This window comes from Streptomyces sp. NPDC053750, assembly GCF_044544295.1.
GTDB lineage: Bacteria > Actinomycetota > Actinomycetes > Streptomycetales > Streptomycetaceae > Streptomyces.
Window position 1 is genome coordinate 94,427 of the sequence record NZ_JBITXB010000009.1, and the last position, 13,239, is coordinate 107,665.

13 protein-coding genes are annotated in these 13,239 nt (G+C 68.4%); 4 read left to right on the top strand and 9 right to left on the bottom strand.

What is annotated here, in order from left to right; genetic code table 11:
* Positions 1–73: 73 nt before the first annotated feature.
* From ACIGO6_RS24905 to ACIGO6_RS24920, 4 genes are all read right to left on the bottom strand, one after another.
* Positions 74–625 carry an AAA family ATPase gene (locus ACIGO6_RS24905; protein WP_399879644.1) on the bottom strand — a complete coding sequence of 184 codons (552 nt, stop codon included), beginning with the start codon at positions 623–625 and terminating at the stop codon, positions 74–76.
* A 62-nt stretch (positions 626–687) separates the two neighbouring features.
* Positions 688–1,275 carry a DUF998 domain-containing protein gene (locus tag ACIGO6_RS24910; protein ID WP_399880081.1) on the bottom strand — a complete coding sequence of 196 codons (588 nt, stop codon included), beginning with the start codon at positions 1,273–1,275 and terminating at the stop codon, positions 688–690.
* Positions 1,276–1,661: 386 nt separating this feature from the next.
* Complete coding sequence (locus tag ACIGO6_RS24915) at positions 1,662–2,231, bottom strand: hypothetical protein (RefSeq protein WP_399879646.1); 570 nt, start codon at positions 2,229–2,231, stop codon at positions 1,662–1,664.
* A 78-nt stretch (positions 2,232–2,309) separates the two neighbouring features.
* Entirely contained in the window at positions 2,310–2,849 is a 540-nt protein-coding gene (locus tag ACIGO6_RS24920) for a hypothetical protein (protein WP_399879647.1), read from the bottom strand.
* Between the two features lie 757 nt (positions 2,850–3,606).
* Between ACIGO6_RS24920 and ACIGO6_RS24925 the strand changes: the two genes are divergently transcribed.
* Complete coding sequence (locus tag ACIGO6_RS24925; RefSeq protein ID WP_399879649.1) at positions 3,607–4,995, top strand: tol-pal system YbgF family protein; 1,389 nt, start codon at positions 3,607–3,609, stop codon at positions 4,993–4,995.
* Positions 4,996–5,089: 94 nt separating this feature from the next.
* Here the strand turns inward: ACIGO6_RS24925 and ACIGO6_RS24930 are convergent, their stop codons facing one another.
* From ACIGO6_RS24930 to ACIGO6_RS24945, 4 genes are all read right to left on the bottom strand, one after another.
* Positions 5,090–7,318: a glycoside hydrolase family 65 protein gene (locus ACIGO6_RS24930; RefSeq protein WP_399879650.1), complete on the bottom strand. Its 2,229-nt coding sequence runs from the start codon at positions 7,316–7,318 to the stop codon at positions 5,090–5,092.
* Between the two features lie 3 nt (positions 7,319–7,321).
* Entirely contained in the window at positions 7,322–8,083 is a 762-nt protein-coding gene (locus ACIGO6_RS24935) for a triose-phosphate isomerase (RefSeq protein ID WP_399879651.1), read from the bottom strand.
* Positions 8,084–8,097: 14 nt separating this feature from the next.
* A complete protein-coding gene (gene hxlB / locus ACIGO6_RS24940) occupies positions 8,098–8,661 on the bottom strand; it encodes a 6-phospho-3-hexuloisomerase (protein ID WP_399879653.1) in 564 nt (187 codons plus the stop codon).
* A gap of 123 nt (positions 8,662–8,784) precedes the next feature.
* Positions 8,785–9,495, bottom strand: coding sequence for a nitroreductase family protein (locus ACIGO6_RS24945; RefSeq protein WP_399879655.1), 711 nt, complete (start codon positions 9,493–9,495; stop codon positions 8,785–8,787).
* 858 nt (positions 9,496–10,353) lie between these two features.
* Between ACIGO6_RS24945 and ACIGO6_RS24950 the strand changes: the two genes are divergently transcribed.
* Positions 10,354–10,743 carry a hypothetical protein gene (locus ACIGO6_RS24950; protein ID WP_399879657.1) on the top strand — a complete coding sequence of 130 codons (390 nt, stop codon included), beginning with the start codon at positions 10,354–10,356 and terminating at the stop codon, positions 10,741–10,743.
* A 1,243-nt stretch (positions 10,744–11,986) separates the two neighbouring features.
* Here ACIGO6_RS24950 and ACIGO6_RS24955 read toward each other — a convergent pair.
* A complete protein-coding gene (locus ACIGO6_RS24955; protein WP_399879658.1) occupies positions 11,987–12,376 on the bottom strand; it encodes a RidA family protein in 390 nt (129 codons plus the stop codon).
* Positions 12,377–12,519: 143 nt separating this feature from the next.
* On the opposite strand from ACIGO6_RS24955, the gene ACIGO6_RS24960 reads away from it, so the two are divergent.
* Positions 12,520–12,822, top strand: a complete 303-nt coding sequence (locus ACIGO6_RS24960; protein ID WP_399879660.1) for an ArsR/SmtB family transcription factor — start codon at positions 12,520–12,522, stop codon at positions 12,820–12,822.
* Positions 12,819–13,211, top strand: a complete 393-nt coding sequence (locus tag ACIGO6_RS24965) for a VOC family protein (RefSeq protein WP_399879662.1) — start codon at positions 12,819–12,821, stop codon at positions 13,209–13,211. The genes ACIGO6_RS24960 and ACIGO6_RS24965 overlap by 4 nt, the downstream gene beginning before the upstream one ends.
* The last annotated feature ends 28 nt before the right edge of the window (positions 13,212–13,239 follow it).

The window sequence follows — 13,239 nt, forward strand, 5'->3', positions numbered from 1 at the left end:
GGCGGGCAACGGGATTTCACCATGGAGGCGGGTGCGGTGCTGGTGAGCAGGGACCCCACTCGGCCGCGGCTCGTCAGCGCACCGCGGCGCGGCGGCCTGCCTCCCGGACGACGCGGTCCGCGGTCTCCTCCGGCGTGAGGGCCGCGGTGTCGAACCACCAGCCCCTGTCGCCGAGTTCACGCTTCATGGCGGCTTCGAGATCTTCGTATCCGTCGAAGTCGAAGCGCTCCCGTGGAGCACGGATGGTGTTGCGGTACCGGCACACCTCGATGCCCGGCGCGAGCACGACGAACAACACCTGCCGAGCCGGGAGGAGAGAGGTGAAGAAGTCCAACTGCGCGCGGTCCGGTATCACCCAGTCGATCACCGGCGTGAAGCCGGCGTCGGAGATGTTGTCGGCCAGCGTGCACAGGTTGCGGTTGCACAGCTCCACCTGCCGCGCCGCCTCATCGGCGGGCTCCCCGAGCGCCCCGACGCGTCCACTGACGATCAGCCTGCTGACGAAGTCGCCGTCGAGCCGTGCGGAGCGGGGCAGGCGCTCGGCGACGAGCCTGGTCACCGTCGACTTCCCGGCTCCCGGCATCCCGGTCACGATCAGGCAGTACGGTGTCCCGGCATCGATCACACCCGCAATCGTGGCAGCGCGCTCGAGCGTCGGCAAACGTAATTCGGCGCGGAGCCGCGTCCCTAGGCGTTCATCGGGTGCCGGACGCAGGAGGCGACGACCAGGAAGGGCCACAGGGACTGACAGGTGGTCACGAACCGTTCGGCGACACCGATGGAACCGTGCAGGTGCGTGCCGAGCAGAAACCATGCCGCGCCGAGGCCCATCACCGCGGTCGCCGCGATCGAGGGTGCGGGCCGCAGCCCCCATGGCGCTGCTCCGCCGCGAACGGCGGCCAGGAGCGGCCATACCGCCAGGAGAACGAATCCCACCGCGGCAATCGAACCGTGCCGCAGAGAACCCCCACTGCTCGGTGCCGGGACCATGGCCACCACCAATGCCGCCACCCCGCCGCCCCCCAGTGCCACACGGCCGGCGAACGCGGCCATGCGCAGTCCCCAGGCGGTGAGCAGGTGGCAGATCCCCAGGGCCACCAGCGCTCCGGTCATCACCGCAGCCCCCGAAGCGCCGTCAGCCGCCAGTACGCTGATCGTCTGAGCAGCAGGATCGTAGGTGGGTCCCTCGACCAGCCCCGCGATCGTCCAGCCTCCGGCCAGCAGGACAGGCGCGCACCCCGACGAGACCAAGGCCCATTTCGGCACATGTCGCATCAGGCCACCGTAAAACAGCCACACCCTCCTCCCCCGCGCACACGCAGGCGCTGCCGCCGGCAGGGCGTGGGGTGGCTGCGTCCGCTCCGCGAGACGAGGGTCGGACCCTCGACGAGGTGGCGACTCAGCGCCACCTCGGGAACTCCCACCCGGGCGCCCACCGACCGGTCGTTGCGGATCAACAGGCGCGACGCAATCGGGACGCCGCCGCGTCCCCCGTGGCCATCCTTGCCCGGACGCAGCCCGGCCCACGACCTGCCGTCGGAGGTGCTCGCCCCAGTGCAACCGCCGTGTGGTTGTGACACATGGACGGACGTGTCCTGCGCCCGCCCGAGGGTTCACCGACGGTGGGACCGGACGGTGCTCGTCGCCTCGGGCCGGGCCACTCACAGGATGATGAGCGTGGACAGTCCGCTGACGTGTGTGAGACCGGTGGAGGTCAGACACGGGACCGGGTTGGTGAGATCGGGGATGATCTCCGTGGTCACGTTCACCAACGATCCGGCATAGCGGCCCGACACCACCGTGCCCAGTGAGACGTAGACCTGGGTGGCTCCGGCGACATCGATCTCGGTGCCCGTGACCTGTACGGTGGAATGCTGCCCGTTGCTCCAGGTCAAGGTCGCCGTCGCCGTGCTCGGGAAGGCGAGACAGGTGGCACCCGTCACCGCCCCGCCCTCGGCATAGGTCACCCCGCTCACCCCGTCGTTGAGGGGACACGAGGCGTACGTGCCGTTGGCCTGGTAGACGACGTTCCGGGGCTGGGTGAGGTGCAGCCCCGGGCTGTAGTCGGTCACCTGCTGCCCGACGCAGGTCACCAGGGCGGCGGCAGAGGCGTCCGACGCCGCGGCCGACGTCGCGCCGAGCGGTTCAACCGAGCACAGGAGCGCGGCGGGCAGTGCCATTCCGGCCACCGCGACCAACTTCCGGAAGAGTTGTCTCGGACGGTCACGCATTCCTGCTCCGTTTCGTGGGCTCCTGGGCACACGGGGTCCGGTATGGCCGCCGGCAGCCCCGCTGACAGACCTGCGTCGTCAAAGCACGGTGACGGCGAAGGGACCGGACGTGGTGGTGAGCCCGCCTGGCGTCGCGCATGCCAGGAGGTCGAGGCTGGTGATGACGACCGTGTTCACGATCGTGTGTCCTGTGTAGTCGCCTTGGGTGATCGGCCCGGTGGCGACGAGAACCGTCGTGCCGTTGGGTCGGAGCGCCAGGGAGCTGGTGAAGGTGAAGTGGGAAGGCTGTGTGGCGGGATCGGCCCACACGATCTTGCCGGTTCCGGCACTGCCGCCTCCCAGGCAGTTGAGGTTGCCGCTGCCGTCGAAGGTGTAGGTCCCCGCCGTGTGCTGAAGATCGGTGGAGACACAGGGCCCCAGGGTGCCGCTGGAGTGCACGTCGACGTGCGGGGCGGGCGTAGCGAGAGTGAGGCCGGGCGAGTAGGAGGTGCTCTGCACGCCCAAGGGACAGGTGACGACACCGTCGTCGTCCGCGGCCGCCGTCGCGGGCGCCGCGGGGAGGACGACAGAGGCGCCGAGAGCCGAGGCAGTCAGAAGGGAGGCGAAAACCTTGCGCATGGCATGGACCGTCCTTCGATGAGGGGGCATCCACGGACCCGGGTCGACGCCAGTCGGCTCACTGTACGGCTCGGCGTACTGCGATTCGGCACATGACCGGTCAAATCCCGCGCGAGCCTGGCATCCGCCACGACCTGCGAGCCCTCAGCTCGACATCGCAGGAGCTCGCACCATGGCCGTCAACCTGCGGACCGGATGCAGGACATGGAAGCGCACGTCTGGGGGTCCCACAAGAGTCACGACCTACATGGTCGAACCTGTGCGTTCGCACGGCCATTACGACGGTCTCTGAACCTTCCTGCCATCAATCGGTCAATTATGACTGAGACGGGAACGCTCTGCTTCAGCTGTCGGAGATCGGTTGTGGCCAGGCGAGGAGCGCGCTCTCCGTACGCTCGAAACGGCGTGAGCCGGCAGGAGTTGACGCTGCCGAGGCCGGCAGGTCGGCCGGCGCGGGGATCCCGTCGTGGGTGTCGGCGGGAGCCGGGCCCAAAACAAAGGAGGTGGTTCGCCCTGCTTTCCGCCTTGCTCCCGTAGCGCTCCTCGAACTCGCCATCCGCTGCACACACGAGGTGCGACGGATGGAAACCCCGTGTGTTGTCGGCGGGGGAGCATTCACACTGACCTGCTCGTGCCATTGGCAAGGTCCGACGCCCATGCACAATGAAGTTCTCCCCTTGGGGTGAATCGACCCAAGGGCTTCCCATTTCGGCGTTCCAGAGGATACGTAGACGTTCCCGGAGAGGGAGTCACCGCCGTGCCACGTCGTCGCGAACGCAACACCCGCCTCGCGGGTCTGCTGGCCGAAGCGGAAATGACCGCCGCAGAACTGGCGAGGATCGTCAATCGCCTGGCAGCTGCGGAAGGTCTGTCCCTGCGATACGACCGCACCACAGTGGCGCACTGGCTCAGTGGGTCCCGTCCCAGAGGACTGGTTCCTCAGCTGGTGGCCGAAGCCCTGAGCCGCCGAACCGGCCGCCTGGTCAGCGTGAGCGACACCGGACTGAGCGATGCACCCCCCGAGCACGGGATCACCGAGGCCGAGAACGGTGAGCGGGCGGACCCCCTTCGCGGTCTCATCACCCTGGCCAGGTCGGACGCCAGTCCGACACTTCGCCCCCAGGTGACCGGCGTCATCTTTCGAGAACGGCGCTTACCACCTGCCGACAGCAGGTCCGTGCAGACGGTTGCCAGGCAGAGCAGGCAGTCCACCGGGGTCGGCCAGTCCGACGTCGACAGGTCCCGATTCATGGTGTGCCAGTTCACCTCGAACTGGCACCGATTCGGTGGCGGGCACGCCCGCGCGGCGCTTGCCTCCTACATCGGAGACGACATGGGGCAACACCTTTCCCGGCCCGCGCCCCCCGCCGTGCGCAGGGATCTCCTGACGACCACGGCACAACTGGCTCATGTCCTGGGGAACATGTCGGCGGACGACGGCCACCAAGGCCTCGCGCAACGCTACTACGCCTTCGCTCTGGGGATCGCGGCCGAAGCCGGGGACCTGAGGATGCGCGCGATGACACTGCGGGCGATGAGTGTTCAAGCGGTCCGGATGGAAGCGCTCCGGTACGCGGCGGCCCTCGCCGACGCCGCCGTCGCCACCGCCACCGCCAGGGGACCGGGAAACGGCGACTTACACGCATTCGTGCTCGTGCAACGCGCCTACGTACGCGCGCTGTCAGGGCAGCGCCGCGACGCCTACGTCGACGTCGAGGCGGCGGAGGGATGCCTTGAGGAAGCGGGTTCCGACCAAGGACCCTTCACCTCCTACCCGAGAGCCGGCTTCGACTACAGGAAGGGGATGACGCTGTATCGTCTCGGTGACGGCGACGCAGCGCTTTCCGCTCTGCGTTACGCGGCGGAGGAGCGCCCCCCTCCCGAATACCGTATGCGAGCACTGAGCCAGGTGCGGCTGGCCCTGGTGCTCCTGGACCGAGGTCGGGTGGACGAAGCGTGCGTCCATGGCCGGCTGTTCGCCGATGAGTACCGGATGGCGCACTCACGCCGTTGCGAGCAGCTGCTCCATGAGTTGCAGGCAAGGCTCATGCCATTCCGACGTGTCCCTGAGGTGGCTTCCCTGTTGGGCAGGACCGTGGCTCTGGGATCCGCGACGGCTTCACCGCAGGGACTGCGGACCACGTGAAGACCCTCGGTGGCTGCTCGCCGCAGGCTCCAGCATCCCGGCAGTCCCAGGTCGTGCCCTGTGCGCCCGGAACACCCGCGACGGGCCCGTCTGATCATGTGTTCCGGTCGGTCGGCCGTGGTCCCCCCTGAGTCGTCCCGTCCGTGGCGAGGCGTAGGGCGGCTGCCATGGCACCGAGATGTATCCCGTAGGGTGTTCCGGTCCGTTCGGTGTCGTCCGTGTCGACCCTCAGGGCACGGCGGGCGAAGGCTGCAGCGGCCGGATGTCCAAGATCCCCGAGTACGTGGGCGTGGACGGCGGCGCTGAGGGTGGACCCGTGGGTGGTTCGGGGCAGATAGTGGGCGACGGTGCGCTGCCAGAGGTCGATGTCCCCTGAGTACCCCATGTGCTGGAGCATCGCCAACAGTTCCTTCGGCGAGAACACGTAGCCGAGCATGAGGGCGTCGGCCTGCTTGCTCAGCCTGTAGCGGTTGGGGTGGTCTCCCTCCCGCTCCAGGATTCGGTCGAGCCTTCTCAGATCTCGGTACCGCGAGCGGTAGCCGTTCCAGTCGAATTCGGCCAGCTCGCCGTATCCGTCGAATTGACTGATGACGCCGTCGTGGAACGGAACGTACAGCCGGTGTGAGATCTCCGGCCAGGACTGTGGTTCGTCCGGTGTCATGGACAGAAGGCCCGTCAGCCGTTCCCGCTGGGGTGCGGGCAGCCGGTGCCACAGTCGGTGGGCCAGCTGAAGCGTCCAGGCAGCCGTGACGTTGGTGTAGGCGTTGTCCCGCAGGCCGGGTACGGCGTTGCCGGGGTACGCGTCGTGGTACTCGTCCGGTCCCATGACTCCCACGATGTGATAGCGGCGACCGTCGAAGTGGCGGGCGGCGGTGCTTGCCCACATGCGGGCTGTCTCGATGATCACCTCCGCTCCGCGCGCGTGCAGATAGGGAAGATCGCCACTGAGGCGGACGTACTGGTGGACGCTGTAGGCGATGGCAGAGTTGATGTGGCGTTGCAGCGCACTGTGGTCGGCGGTCCATCGGCCGCTGAGCGGGTTGAGGACGAGCGGCACGGTCGCCTCGCTCCCGCTCGCGGCGCTCTGCCAGGGATACAGGGCGCCTTTGAGGCCGGTCGCCGCGGCTGCGGCGCGGGCGGCGGGGAGCCTGCGGTACCGGTAGTCGAGCAGCGCTCGGGCCGTGCGGGGCCAGTGCAGAGACAACCAGGGCACGGCGAACAACTCGTCCCAGAAGATGCGCCCTTGATACTCCTCGCCGTGCAGACCGCGGGCAGGGAATCCGGCGTCCAGGCCCGTGATGTGAGGTGACAGCGTCTGCAGGAGATGGAACTGGTGCAACCGGTAGCCCTGCTTCGGTACGGTGGAGGACGGTTGCGGTGACCGACTCCAAAGCTTCCGCCAGGCCGCTTCATGACGAGCCGTCAGCTCGGACGGGTGCGGGGCTGACGCCACTCTCACCGCGGCGCGCTCCGCCAGTCGTTTCGGGGAGAGTGTCCGGGAGGTCAGGAGCGTGACGGTCTTGACCACCTCGACATCGCGTCCGGGCACAACCGAGAGGTGCAGTACCGTACCCGGGCGCCGGGGGCACGTGTTCTTCGCGTCGTGGGACCTGCCCGGTGTTGGGACGCTGTTGCGCACATCGAGGGCGTGGGTCGCGGCCGCCAGGGCGACGGAGACACCGGTCCCCAGGGTCCGGCAGCCCATGAGCACAATGCCCCGGTCGGCCTGGCCGGCGCTGTGGAAATCGGTGAGGTACTGCTCGCCGAAGGCGCTGTAACGGTCCACCTGGCTGTTGGTGACGGAGCCGTCCAGCGACGATTCCACCTGCAGGATGCCGTGCCAGTTCTCCGCGGTGACGGTCGTCTTCACCAGAGCCAGAGTCGGGTCGTCCATGCTCAGCAGGACGCGCTGCACCACACGGGTTTGCCTTCCCCTGCGGTCCCGGTACCGGATGAGGCGGGTGAGCCCGCCTCTGCGCAGGTCGAGCTCGAGACGGTAGCGCAGCAGCTCGGTGCGGTCGACGGACAACCATGGCTCATCGGCTTCGTCCTGGCTGCAGGGCCGCAGGCGCGTCCACAGCCAGTCGGGCAGGTTGGCCATGGCTTCACAGTGCACGGTGTGTCCTTCTATCCGCACGGAACTGCGGCTGTAGCAGCCGGCGGCATAGGAGCCCCGGTAGTGCGGAGCTCCGGAGCCCTCTCCGGGGACGGCTGCCCGGACGCCGAAGACTCCGTTGCCCAGGACGCACAGCGTCTCGCGTACACCTTCTTCGTCGGGCCGGTAACCCTCGTACTCCCACACCCATTCGCTGTCCCTGCTCAACCGTCACCTGCCGCATTCCGAGTCTCGCCCTGCCGACTCCACGAGTTCGCCGAGCACCTCGTCGAGCAGCGCGGCATCCTGGGCGGCTCGGCCCAGTGCCACTCCGTCCCAGGGAGCGAGTCGGCGCAGGGAGGAGTAGGTGCCCGCCGTGACAGCGCCGCCGTAGATCACGGCAAGGGTGAGGTGACTGGGCGCCGCCTGGTGCAGGGCGTCCAGTACCGCGGCTGCCTGGTGAGGCTCGGCGCCTTGATCGGACCCTATGGCCCACGCGGGTTCGTAGAGAACGACGGCTGCCGCACCGGCGGGAAGGGCCTGCCAAGCCGCCGACGCCTGTCGGCGGACCTGGGTCACGGTCTCGGCACGACCGAGGCGCTCGTTCTCACCGACACATATCACCGGAGTCAGGCCGGCGAGCGAGGTCGCCCGGGCCTTGCGGCCGATGAGCCGGCCGTCCTCGGCGAACAGGCGGCGCCGCTCGGCGTGTCCGACCATGACGTGCGTGCAGCCGATCTCGGCCAGCAGGCCGGCGGACACCTCTCCGGTGACCGCTCCGGCCTCACACCACACGTTCTGGGCCCCGATGCTCATGCCGGTGCCCTCGATGCGGCGTATGCCGAGGGGAAGAAGCGGGTGGGGCAGACAGACGCAGAAGCGCAGCCGTCCCAGGGCCTCGGCCCTGGGCAGGAGCACGTCGTTGATCCATTCCTCGGTCTGGCGCAGACCGAGATTCATCTTGGTACTGGTCAGTGAAACTGGTGTCGTCATACGCGTTCCTGTGCCTACTCGAGGTTGGTGTGGGCGGCGAGCATGTCGCGCGGGTCGACCTCATGCATCTGCTGGTAGGCAAGGACCAGGGAGTCGAAGTACACGAGGGCGCCCTGTTCGAAGAGGGTGCCGACGAACTGGATCGATCGGTCGGGTTCGTGGTCCTGGCTGTACTCGGCCAGGTGCACCACCAGGTCGGCCCGCCGGGCCAGCCTCGAGTCCGCGTTCGCCGTCACCGCCGCGGTCCGGGCGCCTGCGCCGGCGGCGTTCTCCGCCATCACCACTGATGTGGGGGTCTCGCCCGACCCGCTGCACACCACCAGCAGGTCGCCTGTGCCGATGGCAGGAGTGGTGGCGTCACCGGCGACGTGGGCACGCAGCCCCAGATGCGTCAAACGCATCGCGAACCCCTCCGCGGAGAGCTTGGAGCGGCCGGCTCCCGCCACGAAGATCCTCGCTGCGCTGCGGAGCGCGGTGACGAGGGCGGCGGAGCTCCGGTCGTCGACATGGGAGAGCATGGCATCCAGTTCCCGGACGATGACGCGCCGGGCCGAGGCGTAGGGACCGTCGACGCCCACGGTCGCCTCATCCGGGGGCACTTGCGTTTTCACGGGCTTTTGCTGGTCGACCATGTGGTGTCAATCCTGTTCAGATCGGTGAGAAGTGTTCGACGAGCTCTCTCGGGCAGGCGAGCGGCGGGGTCACCAGACGTCCAGGTGCAGCACTTCATCCACGGCCCTGCGGGGCGCCGGACGAAAGGATGTGCCCCTGGGGTGCGCCACGGCCAGGAGACCGGCCTGGGTGACGTGATCCGGCAGCCGGAGAATCTCCGCCGCCTCCTGAGCACGGGCCAGGTGCAAGGCCGTCACCGCGCAGGCCAGGCCGCGCAACCGTAGAGCGAGCATCAGACTCCACATGGCGGGCCAGATCGAGCCGTAGTACACGGAGTGCGCGACATGGTCCACCGGAAACGGGAATCCCAAGCTCGTGAACCTTTCCTCGAAGTCGCCGGGTGACACGCTCAGGCAGGGCACCGCGAGGACGGGGACGCGGTGCAGGTGCTCCGACAGATGAACGGACGCCTTCCACACACCGGTACGCTCCGGCTCCTCCGCCGCCTGCTCCGCCATCGCCTCCAGATACGGACGGGCAGCCCGCCGGTAGCACTCGGCCAGTCGCCCCCTGCGCTCTGCGTCCGTCACCACGATCCACTGCCATGGCTGGTCATTGGAGCCATTGGGCGCCTGCAACGCCGTCGACAGGGCCTCATGCACGAGACGGATGTCGACCGGCCGGTCGAGGTCCAGTCGCCTGCGCACGGACCGGGTCGTCGTCAGCAGCTCCTCGCCGCTCAGCTGGCCGGTCACCGGGGCGGCGCGTCCCTCGTCTCCTGCGTTCTTGTCGTCCGGCACAGGAACCACCCTCCTCTTTTCGTGCAGTGGATCGTTCACGGTCGTGCTCTCTGCTTGGCCGCGTCGGCCGCACCCTGCCCGCGGATGGTTCGTCCTCAGGAACCCCTGCGCATCCGGGTGCAGTGACGGAGCACTCGGTAATCGAAGGGGAGGCTGGGCGGCTGAATCGACGGGACCGCCGGACCATCCACTGGCCCTGTACTGCGGCTCTCCTCAAGCAGGTCCCTCATACATCCACCCCGCTGGAGGATGCGTGAACGTGTTGCACGAAGGCGCTCTGACGTCGCGACGGAAGAGACTTCGGCATGCGGAACATCTGCACGGACGGTGGTCAGTCGACACCTGGGGATGGCCGGCGCTCTAACCCATTCCGGAGCCGTGGGCGACGCCGCGTCGGACGATCCCGGGTGCGCTACCGCGTCTCCACGCAGGCGGCGCTACCTGTCCGAGCCGTGGCCGCGGTCGGCGTACGGTCGCCGGGGCCTGTCGCCTGGCACAGAACCCAGCCCCATGCGCTCTGACGGGCCATTGATACGCCCCCCCTGCCGAGCTATGGACGAATGTGACGCTCGGAGACAGAGTAATAGGCCGGGCCACGGCGGGCTTCGCCGTCGAGCCCTGCCGACACCGCTGTCGCTCCCAGCCGCCCCTCCCCCGTAGGAGACCTGGTCACGCGTACCATCCGACGCCAGTTGGAAAGGCCGGAACATGTCCCGTAAACACAGACCCCTCACGCTCTCCCTGACCGTTCTCGCTGCCATGGTTCTTCTTCCTGCCGGGACAGCACAGGCCGCGCAGGAAGAGGCAGCCGCCACCGTGGTCTGTACCGGAGCGGCAAAGCAGACGTACTCTCCCCCGTTGGGCCCCCTGCCCCGTACGACGGACGTCGGCGTCGACGAGGAACTGACGTGTGTCGGCGGCCCCTTCCTCACCGGTACCACATCGGCTGCCTTCACCGAGCAGGCCAGCTGTCTCGTACCACCGCTCACGGACACCGTCCTGCCCACCAGCGTCATGGTCTATCACTGGGCCGATGGCCAGACCAGCACTGTCGCCCTCACCGTGCCGACCGTCGTCCGGGCAGCCAACCAGACCGTCGTGACCGGGGTCGGCACCGTGACCTCCGGCTACGCGCAAGGTTCCGCAGTCGTACGCGAGGTGACGACCATCGATCTCGACGTCCTTGGCTGCCTCACGTCGAGCATCGACGAGCGGACCGGCACGGAAGTCCTCACCATCCTCCTCTGAACGGGGCTGACAGCTCGGTACGAGTCGTCCGCAACCGGCTACGGCCTTCAGGGGGGCGGGTGCGACCCGGCGGCTGAACGGGCATCGGCCTCCACGTAACGTGAGCATGCCGACAACGTCTTCACCATCGCGCGCACCAGCTCGGGACTCGCCGCGGCGAGGTCGTCCCCTCCTGGACGGAAGACATGCTCCGGCCTCTGCAGGGGGACCACGTCGGCCCCTCGCCCGTCGGTCCGGGGCTTGCGGGGACGCCGCCGGCCACAGACCCCGGTACTCGTCATGGTCGTGGCCGCGGACGGCCAGGAGCGCGTACGGTCGGCTGCTCGGGATGTCCGTCGTCGCCGTCCCATGCAGGACCTTGTCGAGCAGGCGCACGGGCCAGGAGCGTGGGAGCGGTCGGGGTGACCGCTCTCACTGAGAAGCAGACCGTCCTGCGCTCTCACCCAGCCGGCCTCCTGCGGCTGGCACGGATTCCGCAGTTCCGTCGGCATCCTCGGGCAGCGGTCCCGCCGACCCGGATCGCGGCACCGGTTCCGACGACCGAGCCGGCTCAGGGACTGCCTGGACGGCATTCACTTGTTCCGTCGCCCCGGAGGCGTGACGGGCCAGGGCGGCAACATGGTCGAAGAACGGATCGTTCATGGGTCCATCGTTCAACCGGCGGTGGTCGCAGTCGTTTCCTGCACCACCGTCCGGGGGAACGGCTCACCCCGACGTCTGCCTCGACCGACGTTCAACGCGTTCACACATCGTCCGTGCGTCCGCAGGTGTGCGGTGTGCCCCTGGGGAGAGACACTGTTCGACGGAAGTCAACAGCCCTCCTCCCGCGCACCTCGAAGCTGCCGGCTCGGGCCAGCGGACACGCCCCGGAAGGGCTGCTCGGACTCCACATGCGCAGCCACCTTCCTCATATGCCTCACTCCCCCTGCCGGTACAAGCCGGAGCCGAGCAGGAGCCGAGACCGGGTCATGCCCCCGGCGCCCCAGCCGGCGCGGTCGTGCGGTGTGTGGCCGCGGCCGGCCTCCCGCGTGCCGGCAGTGAGTCGGCGGACTCCTCGGCCTGCCGGAGGTTGTTGGCGCTCGGTCTTCCGCAGCAGCCCAGGCGGGCGAAGTCACCGCGCAGTGTGCCGGCGGCTGACCTCGACCCGCCCCGGACGGTGTCCAGGTGTTCTCCCCCGCGAAGGCCCTGGCCACCCCCTCCGGCGGCCACGACGCCCCACACACAGGCGCCGCCGTATGGCCTGTTATGCGGTGGTCCGTCGTGCGTACACCTCGATCTCGATCTTCATACGGGGGTCGGCGAGACCACACATGAGCATCGTGGCGGCCGGCCGGACCTCGCCGAAGGTGCGGCGCAGCACCGGCCAGCAGGGCTCGAAGTCGGCGCGGTCCGGGAGCAGATAGCGCACCCGGACCACGTCGGCGAACGTGCACTTCACCTCGTCCAGCGCCGCCTCGATGTTGCGCAGGCACTGCTCGGCCTGCTCCACCACGTCGTCGGAAATCGTCATGGTGGTGTAGTCGAACCCGGTCGTCCCGGACACGTGGACCCAGTCCCCGTCGACCACCGCGCGGGCGTAGCCGATCTGCTCTTCGAACGTCGAGCCGCTGAGAATGGAACGTCGCTCTGTCATGCCGGGGACGCTAAGTGCCCGGCACCGATACGTCCATAGCCGAAGGCGCAGCCGGCGATGTCGTAGGCGGGCTCAGGCGCGGCACTGATCGACACGTGACTGCCGACTTGATAGGCAAGTAAATGCTTGCCTATCCTGGAGTGGTGGCCGACGACGTCTTCAAAGCCCTTGCCGACCCCACGCGCCGCATCATCATCGACGAGCTCACGGAGAAGTCCGGACAGACACTGTTCGAGATCTGCTCGCGACTGAGCATGAAGCACCGGCTCGGCATCTCCCGCCAGGGAGTCTCCCAGCACCTCGCCGTCCTGGAGGCCGCCGGACTCGTCGAGACCAGGCGTGAGGGCCGCTACAAGTTCCACGACCTGAACACGGCTCCGCTGCGGCAGATAGTCGAGCGATGGCTCGTGCACGGCACATCCGGACCGAAGGAGAACACCTCATGAAGATCCACCTGACCAGCGTCTTCGTCGACGACCAGGCCAAGGCTCTGCACTTCTACACCGAGATCCTCGGCTTCGTGAAGAAGCACGACGTCCCGGTGGGCGAGAAGGACCGCTGGCTGACCGTCGTCTCGCCCGACGAGCCCGAAGGCACCGAACTCCTCCTGGAGCCCGCCGGCCACCCGGCCGTCAAGCCCTACCGCGACGCACTGGTCGCGGACGGCATCCCGCTCGCCCAGTTCGCCGTCGACGACGTGAAGGCCGAGTACGAGCGCCTGCGCGGCCTCGGCGTGCGCTTCACCCAGGAGCCCTTGGAGATGGGGCCCGTCACCACCGCCGTCCTCGACGACACCTGCGGCAACCTGATCCAGATCGCGACGCAGGCGGAGTAGACCCCCGGCAAGCGGCGCGGGCGCGGGT

Bases quoted from the DNA above. Each gene is read 5' to 3' on its own strand.
- ACIGO6_RS24920 (WP_399879647.1), bottom strand. From the start codon at position 2,849: ATGCGCAAGGTTTTCGCCTCCCTTCTGACTGCCTCGGCTCTCGGCGCC.
- ACIGO6_RS24935 (WP_399879651.1), bottom strand. From the start codon at position 8,083: ATGACGACACCAGTTTCACTGACCAGTACCAAGATGAATCTCGGTCTG.
- ACIGO6_RS24965 (WP_399879662.1), top strand. From the start codon at position 12,819: ATGAAGATCCACCTGACCAGCGTCTTCGTCGACGACCAGGCCAAGGCT.
- ACIGO6_RS24915 (WP_399879646.1), bottom strand. From the start codon at position 2,231: ATGCGTGACCGTCCGAGACAACTCTTCCGGAAGTTGGTCGCGGTGGCC.
- ACIGO6_RS24910 (WP_399880081.1), bottom strand. From the start codon at position 1,275: ATGCGACATGTGCCGAAATGGGCCTTGGTCTCGTCGGGGTGCGCGCCT.
- ACIGO6_RS24955 (WP_399879658.1), bottom strand. From the start codon at position 12,376: ATGACAGAGCGACGTTCCATTCTCAGCGGCTCGACGTTCGAAGAGCAG.